We start from the raw sequence: 14,782 nt of genomic DNA, 5'->3' as shown, positions 1-14,782 counted from the left end.
CGTGCCGGCTCGGCGGGCGTGGGCTCCCGACAGCCACCCCATGTGAGGCTGCTCCACACCAAGAGGAAGAATGCAGGGTTACGGGAACAGGCTGGCGAGCGTAGCGGAATATTCCACCCAGGGCGTCTGAATGGCCTCATGATAGCTTCTCGCGGTTTTTGCGAAGGACTCCCCTCCACCGGAGCCGATTCGAACGTGCCGCCGCTTTCCGCCGGCTTCCAGTTCGGCAAGTACAAGCTGCTCGAGCGCATCGCGACGGGCGGCATGGCGGAGATCTACCGCGCCCGGATGACGGCGGTGGCGGGCGTGACGAAGCCGGTGGTCATCAAGAAGATCCTCCCGGGCTACGCGGACGACAGCGCGTTCGTGTCCATGTTCATCAACGAGGCGCGCATCGCGCTGGGGCTGTCACACGGCAACATCGCGCAGATCTTCGACTTCGGCGAGGTGGAGGGCGAGTACTTCCTCGCGATGGAGTGGGTGGACGGCCATCCGCTCTCGCACGTGCTGCGCCGTGCGCGGGAGAAGGGGCTGCCCGCGCTGCCGCCGCCCCTGGCGGTGCTGGTGGCCATCGACATGCTGCGGGGGCTGGCGTACGCGCACACGCGGCTGGATGACAACGGCCGCCCGCTGCACATCGTCCACCGGGACGTGAGCCCGCAGAACGTGCTCCTCTCCTTCGAGGGGCAGGTGAAGCTGGTGGACTTCGGCATCGCGCGGGCGCGGCTCGCCGGGCGCTCCGACACGAAGGTGGACCCCGCGAAGGGCAAGTACGTCTACTTCGCGCCGGAGCAGGCGCGCGGCGAGGCGCTGGACGCGCGCACGGACGTGTTCGCCGCGGGCACGGTCCTCTACGAGATGCTCTGCGGACGGCGCCCCTTCGAGGGCTCGCTCCAGGACGTGCTGCGCAAGATTTCCCAGGGCGACTTCCCCCGCCCGCGCGAGTGGGTGCCGAACATCCCGGCCGCGCTGGAGCGCATCCTGCTCACCGCGATGGCCACGAGCCCGGAGCAGCGCTACCCCACCGCGCAGGCCTTCGCGGAGGCGCTGGCGCGCCAGCTCCACGTCACCGCGCCGGACGTGTCCGCCAGCGACCTGGGCCACTTCATGGGCTACCTCTTCGAGCCGGAGCTCGTGGAGGCCGGCCGCCCGGTACAGCTGCCGCGCGAGTTCGTCGCACGGGTGGGCCGCTGGAGCGGCATCGCCGAACCGCCGCCCATCGCCACGCCCCCGGAGGTGCCCCGCCACGTCTCCGAGCCCGGGGGGGAGCCCCGAGGCGATTTGACGACGCAGCCCCTGCCCCCGCAGGCGATGCCTCCGGAGCCGCCGCCCGCGTGGCACCGCTCCCTGCGCGGCTGGGCGGTGCGCGGCGCGCCGGTGGTGGTGGCGGCGCTCGTGGCCACGTGGCTGGGCCTGGTCATGGGCGGCTCCAACACGTTCGCGGTGGAGCTCAGCTCCTCGCCCCCGGGCGCCACCATCCGCGTGGACGGCCGGACGCTGGCGGAGACGACGCCCACGCTCATCACCCAGCTGCCGTCGGACCGCGACCACGTGCTGGAGGTGCTGCTGCCGGGCATGGTGCCCTTCAGCCAGCGCGTGCACGCCGAGCGCGGCACCACGCTGGCGGTCCATGCGCGGCTCGCGCCGAAGCAAGCGGTCGCGGCGCGCGCCCTGCCCCGCACGGGGCCGGACAACACACCCGCGTCCATCGCCCGCTACTCCTCTGGAGGCCCGTTCGCGCTCAGCGCGGTCGCGCATGCCCTGCGTGTGCCTCCGTCCCAGGCGGCGCGCATGCGGTTGGATCCGTCCCGCACCTACGGCCTGCGTGTGGAGGGCCGCGTGTCGGTGGGCGGCCCGCTGCCGGTGGCCCAGGCCGTGTACTTCCTGGAGGGCGGCACGGCGCTGGCCGCGCGCGACAGCTTCGGCCTGGTGGGCGCCGACGAGGTGCTGGTGCGCGACGCCTCCGTCCTCTACGTATTCCTCTGGGACGACCGGCCCGACGACAACCGCGGCGCGCTCCAGGTGCACGTGCGCGAACAGGCGAGCGGCGCCATCACCACCCTGCTCCTGGACGCGCGTCGGCACGCCGTCTCGCTGTCCCCCCACGACGGCTTCACGCTCCGGGAGCTGGATCCGTCCACCACCTACCGCGTCGTGGTGCGTTCGGCCGGAGAACCGGCGCGCACGCGCGGCTTCGGCGGCGGCGAGGTGAACGGCGTGCTCGCGCTGCACGGCGCGGGGCCGTCCCCGGCCGTGGCCCCGGGCACGCTGGAGGTGCTGGAGGTCAACCAGCCCACGGTGATGCGCGGCGCGAGCTGGCTGCGGCTCGCGTTCCCGGATGACGACGTCCACGACAACTCCGGCGGCCTCACGCTGGAGGTGACGCCGGTGGCGCCGCTGCACCAGTAGCGCGCGCGACGGGCCGCTACAGGACACCGCCAGCCTGTAGCCGAAAAATTGATCATCCGGGCGCCGCCCCTACCCTGGGCCGCCACGGAGGACGCTCATGAAGAAGCTGCTGGCGGTGCTGGCCCTGGGGATCGCGGTGATGGCGACGGTGGGACTTTCCACCCGCGTGGACGCGCGGCCCGGAAGCACGGCGGACGAGGGGCCGACCGACGCCCAGATCGACGCTGTCCTGGACTCGCAGGCTCACGAGATCATGGCCAAGCTGTTGGAAGCGCAGCGCAGTGCCAACCGGATGACAATGCTTCCCCGGTAATCTCGTGGCATCCGGCGAGGCTCGGTGCTACGACCGGCGCTCGCTTCGGTGCTCATCCCACCCGCCCACGAGGGGGCCATGCCAGAAGGGTCCGCTGCACTCCAGCTCCAGGTTGGAGACCGGGTCGTCTACCCCAACCAGGGGGTCTGCCGCGTTGCCGCCATCGACGTGAAGGAGGTGGCGGGCCAGAGCCTCACCTTCGTCACCATGCGCCGGGAGGAAGACGGCGCGGTCGTGATGGTGCCACAGGGGAAGATCCTCTCCATCGGCGTGCGCAAGGTGGCCAGTCCCGCCGACGTGGAGGAGATCTACGCGTTCCTCCGCTCGGACAGTGACAAGGCCGACCTGGATTGGAAGCAACGCGCGCGCACCAACCTGGACCGCATGACCCAGGGCGGCATCCTGGGGCTGGCGGAGGTCGTCAAGGGCCTCCAGGTCCTCAGTGAGCTGCGGCCGCTGCCCACCAAGGAGCGCGAGCTCTACGACAACGCCCGGCACCTGCTGGTCTCGGAGGTCGCCGCCGCGCTGGGCACCGCCGAGGCCAACGCCGAGGACTCCATCGACATCGTCCTCTTCCCGCCCGGGAAGGAGCGTCCCAAGCGCACCGCCGCGGAGTTCGCGCGGCCCGGTGGCGACGAGGACGACATGGACCTGGACGGCGACCTCATGGGTCTGGAGGGCGGAGAGCTGGACCTGCCCTCGGACGAGGAGCCGCAGTCCGAGTCCGAAGAGGAGTCCTCCGAGGAAGAAGGCGGCGAGGAGGAAGGCGGCGAGGAGGGGGGCGAGGACGCTCCCAAGAAGCGCGGCCGTCCGCCCAAGGCCAAGCCGGCCGAAGGCGAAGAGCCCGCCGCCCCGAAGAAGCGCGGCCGTCCGCCCAAGCCGAAGCCCGAGGTGGCGGAGGGCGCGGAGCCCGCCGCGCCGAAGAAGCGCGGCCGTCCGCCCAAGGCCAAGCCACCCGAGGGCGCCGCACCCGCGGAGCCCGCCGCGCCGAAGAAGCGTGGCCGTCCTCCCAAGGCGAAGCCGCCCGAGGACGAGTGAACCCCACGGCCCTCCGGCCGCCCGCGTCGCGCCGCAAGCGCGCGCCCGGCACCGCGAGGGCCTTCCCGCCGAGGTGACGCCCCGTGATTCGCGTCGTGACGCTGGACCCCTTCGACGACAAGCAGCTCGCCAAGTTCAACCGCACGCTCTACACGGCCTTCGGCGTGGGCAGCGAGCACAGCGGCTCCGCGGAAGTCCCCGCGGGCATGTCCGAGCCCCTGGACGCGGAGAAGCTGCTCAATGAGGTGACGGGCATCCGGGCCTACAAGGACGACAAGGTGCTGCTGCTCACCTCTCGCAAGCTGAAGGACCGCGACCTGCCCAGCGGCAAGGCGCCCACGTCGGGCTTCGCCAGGTACGGCAAGGACCGGGCAATCCTCTCCATCGCGCCGTTCAAGGACCTGGAGAAGGACTTCAAGCCCATCGCGCGCCACGCGCTGCACCAGCTGGGCACGCTCTGGGAGCTGCACCACTGCCTGGATCCGCGCTGCTCGATGTACCCGCCCTGGACGCCGTCCTTCAATCAGGGCGACCACATCTTCTGCACCTTCTGCCGCGAAAAGAGCGAGCAGAAGATCCGTCTTGCCAAGTCCTAAGGTCCTGCGCGCCCTGCCCCTGGTGGAGCTGGGGGCTTTGTTGCTCGTCGCGCTCGGGTGCCTCGCCTTCCAGCTGAGGCTTCCGGGCCGGCTGCCCACGGACGCGGACGAGCGCGCCGTGGCGGACGTGCTGGCCCGCGACGCGCGCCCCGGGGACGCGGTGCTGCTGTTCCCCTGGTGGACCGAGCGCGCCCGCCTCTTCGTGCCTCCTTCCGTGCCCGTGTACGGGTGGCTGGAGTCGGACGGCGCGGATTTGAGCGCGCACCCGCGCATCTGGGTGCTGGGCCAGCCGGAGCTGCCCCGCTCCGACGTGGGCGCATTCGACGCGGCCTTCCAACCCGGCCGCAAGGCGCTGGGCCCCGAGTCGCGCCAGGGCCCGCTGTCGCTGCGCCTCTACGAAAACGGCCGCTACCGCCCGCGCCACTGGGTGGCGAGCGAGTCCGCGAGCGCGGCGCGCGTGTACCTGGAGCAGCCGGACGGCTCGCGCCGGGACTGCCCCTTCGACGGCAAGGTGCACCGCTGCCCCGGCCCACCGCACCTGTACGTGGCGCCGGAGTGGCACGAGATCCTCTACGAACCCCGGCGCTGCCTGTGGATGCACGCGCCGGGAGGGCCGCAGCGGCTGGTGGCGGAGTTCTCCAACGTTCCTTCCGGCATGGGCCTGCGGCTGGAGGGCGGCATCATCTTCGAGTTCGCGCACTCCAAGGACCCGCGCCTGTCCACCTCGTACCTGGGCGTGGATGACGCGGCCACGGGCGAGCGGCTCCTGGACGTGCCCATTCCCCCGGGCCGCGAGGGCGTGCAGAAGGCGGAGGTGGTGCTGCCGCCCGGACCGCCGCGCACGGTGAAGGTCTGGGTGCAGGCGGACAACGCGGAGTCGCGGCAGGTGTGCCTGGACGTGATGGCGCTGGAGCCCGCGGTGGGGGTGAAGCCATGACGGCTCCGGCGACGTTCCAGATGACGGGACGCCCCGCGACGCGCGAGGAGAAGTTCACGGCCCTGGCGCTGTGGGTGCTGGCGTTCGCGGCGCTGTGGAGCACGGAAGCCGCCGTGGGCTTCACGCGCGACGAGAGCGTCTACTTCGCCGCGGCGGAGGGCTATTCGCAGTGGTTCCGGCTGCTGCTGCACTCGCCCGCGCAGGCGTTCACGGACAGCGCCATCGTGCGGTTGTGGGACTACAACCACGAGCACCCGGCGCTGATGAAGACGCTGTTCGGGTTGAGCCACCTGCTCTTCCACGACACGCTGGGCGTGATGCGCGACGCGACGGCCTACCGGCTGCCCGCGTTCGCGATGGCGGCGCTGGTGCCCGCGCTGTGCTTCCTTTTGGGCAGCGCGCTGTACGGCCGCACCGCGGGGTGGTTCGCCGCCCTCTCCTTCCTGCTGGTGCCGCGCCAGTACTTCAACGCGGAGCTGGCGTGCTTCGACATGCCGGTGGCCGCGATGTGGCTGCTCGTCGTGTACTGCTTCTGGCGCGCGCTGGAGAGCACCCGCTGGGGCATCGCGTGCGGCGTGGCGTTCGGACTGGCCATCGCCACGAAGCACAACGCCCTCTTCCTGCCGTTCGTGCTGTCGCCGTTCGCGCTGTGGCGCGCGTGGCAGGCGAGCGAGGGCGCTCCGGAGGCTCGCGTGCGGCTGGCCCGCTTCGTGGGCCTGTTCGCGGCGGTGGCGGTGCTGTACGGCCTGCTGGTGGTGTTCCTGGGCGGGCCCGCCGGGTTCCAGAAGAAGTTCCTGCTCCTGAGCCCGCACACGCTGTTCTTCGTGGGGCTCGCGGTGGGCAGCGTGGTGCTGCTGCGCGACCTCGGGCGGGTGAGCCTGCCGGTGACGCGGGCGCTGGTGCCGCTGGCGGCCATGGCGGTGCTGGGCCCGGTCCTCTTCTACCTGCACTGGCCCTACCTGTGGCACGCGCCGGTGGACCGCACCGCGTGGTACCTGGCCTTCCACGCGACGCACAACCACTACGCCTGGTTCTACCTGGGCACGCTGATGCGCGGGCCGCCCTTCCCTCTCAGCTACGTGTTGGTGAAGACGGCGCTGACGGTGCCCACCAGCCTCTTCGCGCCCATGGTGACGGGCTTCGTGGTGCTCGTGGGCCGCGCGCTGCTCGGCTTGAGTGAGCGCACGCGCGAATGGGTGCGGATGCCCACCGCGGCGGAGGCGCTGGTGGGCGTCAACGCGGTGACGTCCATCCTCATCATCAGCCACCCGCAGGTGCCGCACTTTGGTGGCGTGAAGCACTGGTTCCCGTCCATGCCCTTCCTGGGCATCCTCGCGGGCGCCGCGGTGGCGCGCGGGTGCTTCGCGCTGTGGGAGGTGCTGAAGGCGCGGCGGCCCTCGGTGTCACCGCTGGTGGTGACGGTGCCGGTGTTCGCGCTGCTCATGGCGCCCGCGCTGCTGGGGCTGGTGCGGGTGTTCCCGTACGGCACGGCGGCGTACTCGGAGCTGGCGGGTGGGCTGCCGGGCGCGGCGACGATGGGGATGCAGCGGCAGTTCTGGTCCAGCCACGTCACCGGCGTGCTGCCGTGGATCAACGAACACGCGAAGCCGGGCGCGCGCATCTACCTGCACGAGGTCAACGGCTTCTCGTTCCGCGACTATCAGCGCAACGGCATGCTGCGGCCGGACGTGCGGGCGGTGAACAGCCCGTTCGACGCGGACATCGTCGCGTACCAGTACCACCAGGAGTTCCGCGAGCACGAGTTCCTCACGTGGCAGGCCTTCGGCACGCGCACGCCCGTCACCGGGCTGTACCTGGACGAAACGCCGCAGGTCATCGTCTACCAACGCCCGGAGTAGGTCCCGGCCTGGATGACGCAGGAAGCCATGTGCACGACCGTGCACTCGGCGGCCTCGCGGGCGACCAAGAAAAGCGGACAGGACGGGAAGGCGTGAGGCCAAGGTAGGCTGGCGGTGTCGGCCATTCCACCTTCCCGAGGAGGAACACATGACGCGCTGGACGGGCTTGTTGACGGTGATGGTGTTGGGAGCGGGCGTCGTGGGTTGCGACGACGCGAAGCCACTCGCGAAGGTGACGCGCGCGCAGGTGAAGCGGACGGGCCCCGCGACGATGGAGATCATCCCCGTCGAGGGACAGCTGCCCTACTGCATGCTCTTCACGATGTCCGAGAAGGGCGTCATCCGGCAGCTCACGCTCACGCGAGAGAACCGCTCCATCCGCTGCGACCCGGGCCGCCCCGTCGCCAACACCAGCTTCCGCGTGCCGGTGCAGGAGGGGAAGGTGCGCATCTACGTCTTCTTCTCCGACGAGCGCGTGCCGGCGGGCTCCGTGGCGCAGCAGCTCTACGACTTGCGCGACCGCGAGCGCGTCACCGCCATGGACCTGCGGCTGCCGGGGCGCATCTTCGTGGAGACGCTGGAGTTCACGCCGGAAACAGGCGAGCCGGAGCAGACGGGCGGCATCGTGGGCGCGGGCGGCGTGGTGACCTCCGACGGAGGCACGGCCTCGGACGCCGGCACTCCCGCCCTGACCGTGGAGCCGCTGGCCAACTGACCTCCAGACGCGAAGAGGCCCGAGGGTGGAAATCCGCCCCCGGGCCTCCGTGCTGCTTCAAGCTGAGACACCGTGGCCGCCTAGTTCAGCCAGCCACCGCTGTAGCGGCTGCGTTCCAGCCGGGCCAGGCGCTCCCGCTGCTGCCGTTCGCGCTCCAGCCGCGCCTGCCGCTCGCGTTCCTGACGCTCGCGCTCCAGTCGGGCCTGCCGTTCCCGCTGCTGCCGTTCGCGCTCCAGCCGGGCCTGCCGTTCCCGCTCCTGCCGTTCCCGTTCCAGGCGCGCCTGCCGCTCGCGCTCCTGCCGTTCGCGCTCCAGCCGCGCCTGACGCTCGCGCTCCTGACGCTCGCGCTCCATGCGGGCCTGGTCCTGGCGGCTCACGAGGGGGGTGGCGGCGTGGAAGTCCGCCGCCATCACCGGGGAGCTCGCGACGAGCGCCACAGCCACCACCATCTTCTTGAGCATCGCCTTCATGACCTGCCTCCGTGAGCCGCGTTGTTGCTGCGTTCTGAACCTACTGACGGGGGAGGCCCTGCTTGATTCAACCGCGCCATCGGAAGATGGCCCTGTTGAAACACTCTGAAATCAAACCGGAGTGAAGCCGCTTCGCACGCGGACAGGAGGGTAGGCTCGCGGTCGGTATCCCTCCTTCCCAGGGAAGAACACGTGACGCGCTGGACGGGCTTGTTGACGATGATGGCGTTGGGCGCGGGCTCCGTGCGCTGCGACGACGCGAAGCCCGCGAAGGTGACGCGTGCGCTGGTGAAGCGCACGGGCCCGGCGACGATGGAGATCATCCCCGTCGAGGGACAGCTGCCCTACTGCATGCTCTTCACGACGTCCGAGAAGGGCGTCATCCGGCAGCTCACGCTCACGCGAGAGAACCGCTCCATCCGCTGCGACCCCGGCCGTCCCGTCGCCAACACCAGCTTCCGCGTGCCGGTGAAGGAGGGGAAGGTGCGCGTCTACGTCTTCTTCTCCGACGAACCGGTGCCGACCGGCTGGGTGGCGAGGCAGCTCTACGAGCTGCGCGATCGCGAGCGCATCACCGCCATGGACATGCGGCTGCCGGGGCGCCTCTTCATGGACACGCTGGAGTTCACGCCGGAAACAGGCGGCGTCGCGGACGCCGGCAGCACGGCTCCGGATGCGGGAGCCCACACGCTGTCCGTGGACTCTGGCGCCCGCTGACCTCCAGACGCGAAGAAGCCCGAGGGTGGATCTCCGCCCCCGGGCCTCCGTGCTGCTTCAGGCTGTGACACCACCGTGGCCGCCTAGTTCACCCAGCCGCCCCGGTAGTGCGAGTCGCGCCGCGCCAGCCGCTCCCGCTCCTGCCGTTCCCGCTCCATCCGAGCCAACCGCTCCCGCTCCTTGCGCTCCCGCTCGATCCGGGCCTGGCGCTCCCGCTCGAACCGCTCGCGCTCCAGCCGGGCCTGACGCTCACGCTCCATCCGCGCCCGCTCCTTGCGCTCGCGCTCCAGCCGGGCCTGACGCTCGCGCTCCATCCGCGCCCGCTCCTGCCGTTCCCGCTCCAGGCGCGACAGCCGCTCCCGCTCGTGCCGCTCGCGCTCCATGCGGGACTGGTCCTGACGGCTCACGAGGGGGGAGGCGCCGTGGAAGTCCGCCGCCATCACCGGGGAACTCGCGACCAGCGCCACAGCCACCACCATCTTCTTGAGCATCGCCTTCATGACCTGCCTCCGTGAGCCGCGTTGTGCTGCGTTCTGAACCTTCTGACGGAGGAGGCACCGCTTGATTCAAGCGCTCCAAAGGCACGGGGCCCCTCCCGTTTCCCTCGGAAGAGGCCCCGCTGAAACACTCTGAAATCAAGCCGGAGTGAAGCCGCTTCTCAGTACGCCTCGCGGGCCATGGCCAGCAGGTCCGCCTCTGTCACGGCGCGCGGATTCCCCTGGTGGGACGCGTCCTGGAAGGCCTTCTGCGCGATGTGCTCCAGGTCCTTCTCCTGCACGCCCGCTTCGCGCAGCCGCGTCGGAATCCCCACGGACGCCGCCAGCTTGCGCACGCGGTCGATGGCGTTGGCCGCGAGCACCTCCTCACGCGCGTTGGACGTGTCCCCCAGCGCTGTGGCGATGCGCGCCAGCCGCGCCGTGCAGGCCGCGCGGTTGAACTCCATCACCGCGGGCAGGACGATGGCGTTCGCCAGGCCGTGCGGCACGTTGGAGATGGGCGTGAGCGCGTGCGCCAGCGCGTGGCTCGCACCCAGGCCCTTCTGGAAGGCCATCGCGCCCTCCATCGCGGCCACCATCATGTCCGTGCGAGCCGCCAGGTCGCGGCCCTCCTTCACCGCCGTCACCAGCGAGCGCCCCACGCGCATCACCCCGTCGATGGCCACCGCGTCCGCGAGCGGATGGAAGCCATTGGCGACATACGCCTCGATGCAGTGGGTGAGCGCGTCCATGCCCGTGGCCGCGGTAACGGACGGGGGCAGACCAAGCGTCAGCTCCGGGTCGATGACGGCCGCCTTCGGCAGCAGGTGCGGGCTGAAGATGACCGTCTTGCGGCCCGTGTCCGCCAGCGTCACCACGCCCGAGCGCCCGACTTCAGAGCCCGTGCCCGCCGTCGTGGGAATGGCGATGAGCGGAGGCAGGTCGTCGCGCACGTACTGGTCGCCGCCCTTCGCGTCGTCGTAGCGGCTGAGCGGCGGCTCGTGCGTGGTGAGCAGCTGCACCAGCTTGCCCGCGTCCAGCGCGCTGCCACCGCCCAGGGCGACGATGCCGTCCGCCTTGTGCGCGCGGTACGCCTCCAGGCCCGCGAACACGTCGCGCTCCGTGGGGTTGGGCTCCACGCGGTCGAACACCGCGCAGTCCATCCCCGCGCCCTTGAGTACGTCCGCGACGCGCGCGGCGAGGCCCGCCTTCACCACGCCCGCGTCCGTCACCAGCAGCGGGCGCTTCATGTTCAACCGCGCCGCGTGCGCGGGCAGCTTCTGGAGCGCGCCCGCGCCGAACACGATGCGCGTGGGCCACGCCATCTCCGTGACGCGAGGCTCCGAGGGAATGTCGAAAGGCTTCATGGAAGGTCCTCCTTCAGATGAGCTCAAGGTAGCGCTCCAGCTCCCAGGAGGTGACCGCCCGCTCGTACTGGCGCACCTCCCATTCGCGGGTGCGCACGAAATGGTCCACGAAGCCCTCGCCCAGGATTTCGCGGGCGCGCTCGCTGTTCTTCAAGAGGGCCACCGCGTCCTTCAGGGTGCGGGGCAGCGGCTTCGTGTTCTTCGCCTCGTAGGCGTTGGACAGCACGGGCGCGGGCGGCTCGATTTCGTTCTCGATGCCCCACAGGCCCGCGGCCAGGCTCACCGCCATGCCGATGTACGCGTTCATGTCCGCGCCCAGCTGGCGGTACTCGATGCGCATGGACTTGCCGCTGTCTCCGATGACGCGGATGGCGCAGGTGCGGTTCTCCAGGCCCCACGTCGCGGTGGTGGGCGCCCAGGTGTTCTCCACGCTGCGCTTGTAGCTGTTGATGGTGGGCCAGTAGAGCGCCGTCAGCTCCGGCATCAGCGCCACCTGCCCGCCGATGTAGTGCCGCATCAGCTTGCTCATCCCGTGCTTCTGCGACGGGTCGTGGAAGAGGTTCTCCTCCTCCTTCAGGTTCCACAGCGACTGGTGCACGTGGCCGGAGCAGCCCGGCAGCTTTGGATCCACCTTGGCCATGAAGCACGCGGACACGCCGTGCTTCGCGCAGATCTCCTTCACCACCGTCTTGAAGAGCGCCGCGCGGTCCGCCGCCAGCTCCAGCGTGTCGTAGCGGATGGCGGCCTCGAAGACGCCAGGGCCCGTCTCCGTGTGGAAGCCCTCGATGTTGAGCCCGTACGCGTTGCACCCGTCGATGAGCGCGTGCACCAGCGGCGCGTTCATCGACGTGCGCAGCCACGAGTAGCCGAACATGCCCGGCGTCAGCGGCGTGAGGTTCTTGAAGCCCTTCTCATGCAGGCTCTGCGGGCCCTCCTTGAAGAGGAAGAACTCGTACTCCGCGCCGAACTTGGGCAGGAAGCCCAGCTTGCGCGCGCGCTGACCCATCTTCTGGAGCAGCTGGCGAGGGCTCGCCTCGAAGGGCGTGCCATCCGGGTTCACGAAGTCCAGCAGGAAGGCCGCGGTGTCCGGCTCCCACGGGATGATGCGCGCCGTGGACAGGTCCACCTTCGCGGGCGTGTCCGGGTAGCCCGTGTGCCAGCCCGTCACCTTCGTGTTGTCCAACAGCTCGTCGCCCAGGTCCCAGCCGAAGACGACGTCGCAGAAGCCCATGTTGCTCTTCGCGGCGCTGTAGAACTTCTCCAGCGAGACGTACTTGCCGCGGAAGACGCCATCCACGTCGATGGCGCCCAGCTTCACCTTGCGGACGCCCTTCTCGTCCATCCACCGGCGCAGGGAGTCCATGTCCCCCTGCTGCCCGGGCACCGCTCGCGGCCCTCCCTCGCTGCGCTCCTTCCCGCGGGCCCGGCGGGCCATCGCCGGATGGGTGAGCACCTTGGCCTTGGGACGCGACGCCATGCGGACCTTCCTTTTCTTCGTCATGCGGCGGTGAAGCGGTGGAATGGAGTGGAGCGCGCGGGGTGCGTCACGGAGACGGCAACTTCGTCCACACGGCCTTCGTCTGGAGATAGCCATCCAGCGCGTGGTGGCCCAGGTCCTTGCCCCAACCGGATTCCTTGTAGCCACCGAAGGGCGCCGCGTCGTCGAACTCGTTGAAGCAGTTGATCCACACCACGCCGCTCTTCACCTGCTTCGCCAGCGCGTGGGCCTTGGCCACGTCACCCGTCCAGATGGACGCGGCCAGGCCGTACTGCGTGCTGTTCGCCATCGCGATGGCCTCCGCGTCGTCACGGAAGCGCAGGCAGCTGAGCACCGGGCCGAAAATCTCTTCCTGGGCGATCTTCATGTCCGGCTTCACGTCGCCGAAGATGGTGGGCTTCACGAAGCAGCCCTTCGCCTTGAAGCCCTCCGTGTCGCGGCCACCGCCCGCGAGCAGCTTCGCGCCCTGCTGCTTGCCGCTCTCGATGTAGCCCAGCACCACGTCCATCTGCTTCTGGCTCACCAGCGCGCCCATCTCCGTGGACACATCCAGCGGGTCGCCCACCTTCATCGTGCGCGCCTTCTCCGCGAGCTTCGCGACGAAGGACTCGTAGGCGTCCTGGTGCACCAGCACGCGGCTGCCCGCGTTGCAGGTCTCACCCTTGTTGCCGAAGATGCCCCAGAAGCACGCGTCCACCGCGCGGTCGAAGTCCGCGTCCGGGAAGATGATCTGCGGGCTCTTGCCGCCCAGCTCCAGCGTCAGCTTCTTCAGGTTGCTCGCGGCGGAGGCCTGGAGCAGCCGGCGCGCGGTGCGGCCAGAGCCGGTGAACGAAATCTTGTCCACGTCCGGGTGCCGGGCGATGGCTTCACCCGCGGGGTCGCCCAGTCCGGTGATGACGTTGATGACGCCGGGCGGGAAGCCCGCCTCCAGCGCCAGCGCGCCCAGCTTCAGTGCGGTGAGCGGCGTGTACTCGGACGGCTTCACCACCACCGTGCAGCCTGCGGCCAGCGCGGGCCCCAGCTTCCAGCCCAGCATGCACGTGGGGTAGTTCCACGGCACGATGGCGCCCACCACGCCCACCGGCTCCTTGAGCGCGTAGGTGTGGAAGGGGCCGTCCACGGGCAGCACCTCGCCCGTAATGGTGCTGGCCATGTCCGCGAAGTTCGCGAGCGTCGCGGCGGCCGGCGCCACGTCACCCCGGATGGCGTCCTTGAAGGTCTTGCCGTTGTTCAGCGACTCGACGAGCGCGAACTCCTCGCGGCGCTCGTAGAGCAGGTCCGCCAGCTTGCGGATGAGCTTGCCGCGCTCGCGGCCGGTCATCTTCCCCCACGGCCCGGATTCGAAGGCGCGGCGCGCGGCCTTCACCGCGCGGTCCACGTCCGCGGCGGTGCCCGCGGGCACGTCCGCCAGCTTCTGGCCGGTGGCGGGATTCACCACCGCGAAGGTGCCCCCTTCAATGGGGTCCACCTGCTGCCCGTCGATGAGCAGCTTGAGCACGGGGAGCTTGGGAGTGAGCGAACGAGCGTCGGTCATGGCGAGGCCTCGGGTGAGCACGGCGCGCGAGCGACCTGGAAGTGGCGGGCACCGGACACGGACGGCTGGACACGGTAGGAATGGGGACATGACGCGGCAACCTGCCCCCATGAAGAACGTCCTCCTGCTGAAAGCCGGCGACGCGGCGACCTCCGTCCAGCTCTCCGTGGGCGACTATGAGCGGTGGTTTCTGCAAACCATTGGACTGTCCGGTCAGCGTTTCGACGTCCTTCCCGTGCACAAGGGCGCGCCCCTGCCGAAGGACGCGAAGGGCTACGACGCGGTGATGATGACGGGCTCGCCCCTGTCGGTGACGCAGCGCGAGCCGTGGATGGAGCGCGCGGGCGCCTTCATGGTGGAGGCGGGCGAGCAGGGCATCCCCGTGCTCGGCGTGTGCTTTGGTCAACAACTGCTCGCGGAAGCCTACGGCGGCAAGGTGTCGCGCAACCCCAAAGGCCGCGAGACGGGCACCGTGGAGGTGACGCTCTCACCCGAAGGCCGCGCGGATCCGCTGTTCAGCGGCCTGCCGGAGCGCTTCACCGTGCAGCAGACCCACGAGGACATCGTCTCGCGCCTGCCGGAAGGCGCCACGGTGCTCGCGGGCAACGCCAACACCGCGAACCAGGCGCTCGCCTTCCGGAACAACGTGCGCGGCGTGCAGTTCCACCCGGAGATGGCCACGGACGCCATGCGCGCGGTCATCCTCGCCCGCGAGGACAAGCTGGAGTCGCTGGCGCGGGAGAAGGGCATCCCCGAGGGCGAGTACGTCCCCCGGCTGTTGTCCGGCATCACCCCGACGCCGCACGCGCACCGGGTGCTGATGAACTTCCTCGAACACTTCACCTGACCGGAC

At 70.3% G+C, this 14,782-nt stretch carries 14 protein-coding genes; 9 read left to right on the top strand and 5 right to left on the bottom strand.

Annotation, left to right across the window (positions count from 1 at the left end; translation table 11 throughout):
- The first annotated feature begins 195 nt into the window (after nucleotides 1–195).
- From D7X30_RS32175 to D7X30_RS32145, 7 genes are all read left to right on the top strand, one after another.
- Entirely contained in the window at nucleotides 196–2,409 is a 2,214-nt protein-coding gene (locus D7X30_RS32175; RefSeq protein ID WP_120566794.1) for a serine/threonine-protein kinase, read from the top strand.
- Nucleotides 2,410–2,506: 97 nt separating this feature from the next.
- Complete coding sequence (locus tag D7X30_RS32170) at nucleotides 2,507–2,722, top strand: hypothetical protein (RefSeq protein ID WP_120566793.1); 216 nt, start codon at nucleotides 2,507–2,509, stop codon at nucleotides 2,720–2,722.
- A 78-nt stretch (nucleotides 2,723–2,800) separates the two neighbouring features.
- Nucleotides 2,801–3,760 carry a CarD family transcriptional regulator gene (locus tag D7X30_RS32165; RefSeq protein WP_120566792.1) on the top strand — a complete coding sequence of 320 codons (960 nt, stop codon included), beginning with the start codon at nucleotides 2,801–2,803 and terminating at the stop codon, nucleotides 3,758–3,760.
- An 83-nt stretch (nucleotides 3,761–3,843) separates the two neighbouring features.
- A complete protein-coding gene (locus D7X30_RS32160) occupies nucleotides 3,844–4,356 on the top strand; it encodes a hypothetical protein (protein WP_120566791.1) in 513 nt (170 codons plus the stop codon).
- Nucleotides 4,343–5,293, top strand: coding sequence for a hypothetical protein (locus D7X30_RS32155; RefSeq protein ID WP_120566790.1), 951 nt, complete (start codon nucleotides 4,343–4,345; stop codon nucleotides 5,291–5,293). The genes D7X30_RS32160 and D7X30_RS32155 overlap by 14 nt, the downstream gene beginning before the upstream one ends.
- Nucleotides 5,290–7,152 (top strand): ArnT family glycosyltransferase, encoded by a 1,863-nt coding sequence (locus D7X30_RS32150; protein WP_370038365.1) that lies wholly within the window; start codon nucleotides 5,290–5,292, stop codon nucleotides 7,150–7,152. The genes D7X30_RS32155 and D7X30_RS32150 overlap by 4 nt, the downstream gene beginning before the upstream one ends.
- Before the next feature lie 148 nt (nucleotides 7,153–7,300).
- Nucleotides 7,301–7,867 (top strand): hypothetical protein, encoded by a 567-nt coding sequence (locus D7X30_RS32145; RefSeq protein ID WP_120566789.1) that lies wholly within the window; start codon nucleotides 7,301–7,303, stop codon nucleotides 7,865–7,867.
- 80 nt (nucleotides 7,868–7,947) lie between these two features.
- Here the strand turns inward: D7X30_RS32145 and D7X30_RS32140 are convergent, their stop codons facing one another.
- Nucleotides 7,948–8,337, bottom strand: a complete 390-nt coding sequence (locus D7X30_RS32140; RefSeq protein ID WP_120566788.1) for an ATP-dependent DNA helicase — start codon at nucleotides 8,335–8,337, stop codon at nucleotides 7,948–7,950.
- Between the two features lie 192 nt (nucleotides 8,338–8,529).
- Between D7X30_RS32140 and D7X30_RS32135 the strand changes: the two genes are divergently transcribed.
- On the top strand, nucleotides 8,530–9,054 hold the full coding sequence (locus tag D7X30_RS32135; protein WP_233591907.1) for a hypothetical protein: 525 nt from the start codon (nucleotides 8,530–8,532) through the stop codon (nucleotides 9,052–9,054).
- An 83-nt stretch (nucleotides 9,055–9,137) separates the two neighbouring features.
- Here D7X30_RS32135 and D7X30_RS32130 read toward each other — a convergent pair whose 3' ends face one another.
- The 4 genes from D7X30_RS32130 to D7X30_RS32115 form a co-directional block, all read right to left on the bottom strand.
- Nucleotides 9,138–9,554 carry an ATP-dependent DNA helicase gene (locus D7X30_RS32130; RefSeq protein ID WP_120566787.1) on the bottom strand — a complete coding sequence of 139 codons (417 nt, stop codon included), beginning with the start codon at nucleotides 9,552–9,554 and terminating at the stop codon, nucleotides 9,138–9,140.
- Between the two features lie 158 nt (nucleotides 9,555–9,712).
- A complete protein-coding gene (locus tag D7X30_RS32125; RefSeq protein ID WP_120566786.1) occupies nucleotides 9,713–10,897 on the bottom strand; it encodes an iron-containing alcohol dehydrogenase in 1,185 nt (394 codons plus the stop codon).
- A 13-nt stretch (nucleotides 10,898–10,910) separates the two neighbouring features.
- Nucleotides 10,911–12,374 (bottom strand): glutamine synthetase family protein, encoded by a 1,464-nt coding sequence (locus D7X30_RS32120; RefSeq protein WP_199724610.1) that lies wholly within the window; start codon nucleotides 12,372–12,374, stop codon nucleotides 10,911–10,913.
- A 67-nt stretch (nucleotides 12,375–12,441) separates the two neighbouring features.
- Entirely contained in the window at nucleotides 12,442–13,929 is a 1,488-nt protein-coding gene (locus tag D7X30_RS32115) for an aldehyde dehydrogenase family protein (RefSeq protein WP_120566785.1), read from the bottom strand.
- 88 nt (nucleotides 13,930–14,017) lie between these two features.
- On the opposite strand from D7X30_RS32115, the gene D7X30_RS32110 reads away from it, so the two are divergent.
- Nucleotides 14,018–14,776, top strand: a complete 759-nt coding sequence (locus tag D7X30_RS32110) for a glutamine amidotransferase (RefSeq protein WP_199724609.1) — start codon at nucleotides 14,018–14,020, stop codon at nucleotides 14,774–14,776.
- Nucleotides 14,777–14,782: the final 6 nt, after the last annotated feature.

This window comes from Corallococcus sp. AB011P, assembly GCF_003611605.1.
Taxonomy (GTDB): Bacteria; Myxococcota; Myxococcia; order Myxococcales; family Myxococcaceae; genus Corallococcus; species Corallococcus coralloides.
Note: the sequence above shows the minus strand (reverse complement) of the source record. Positions and strands in the feature narration are given on the sequence as shown.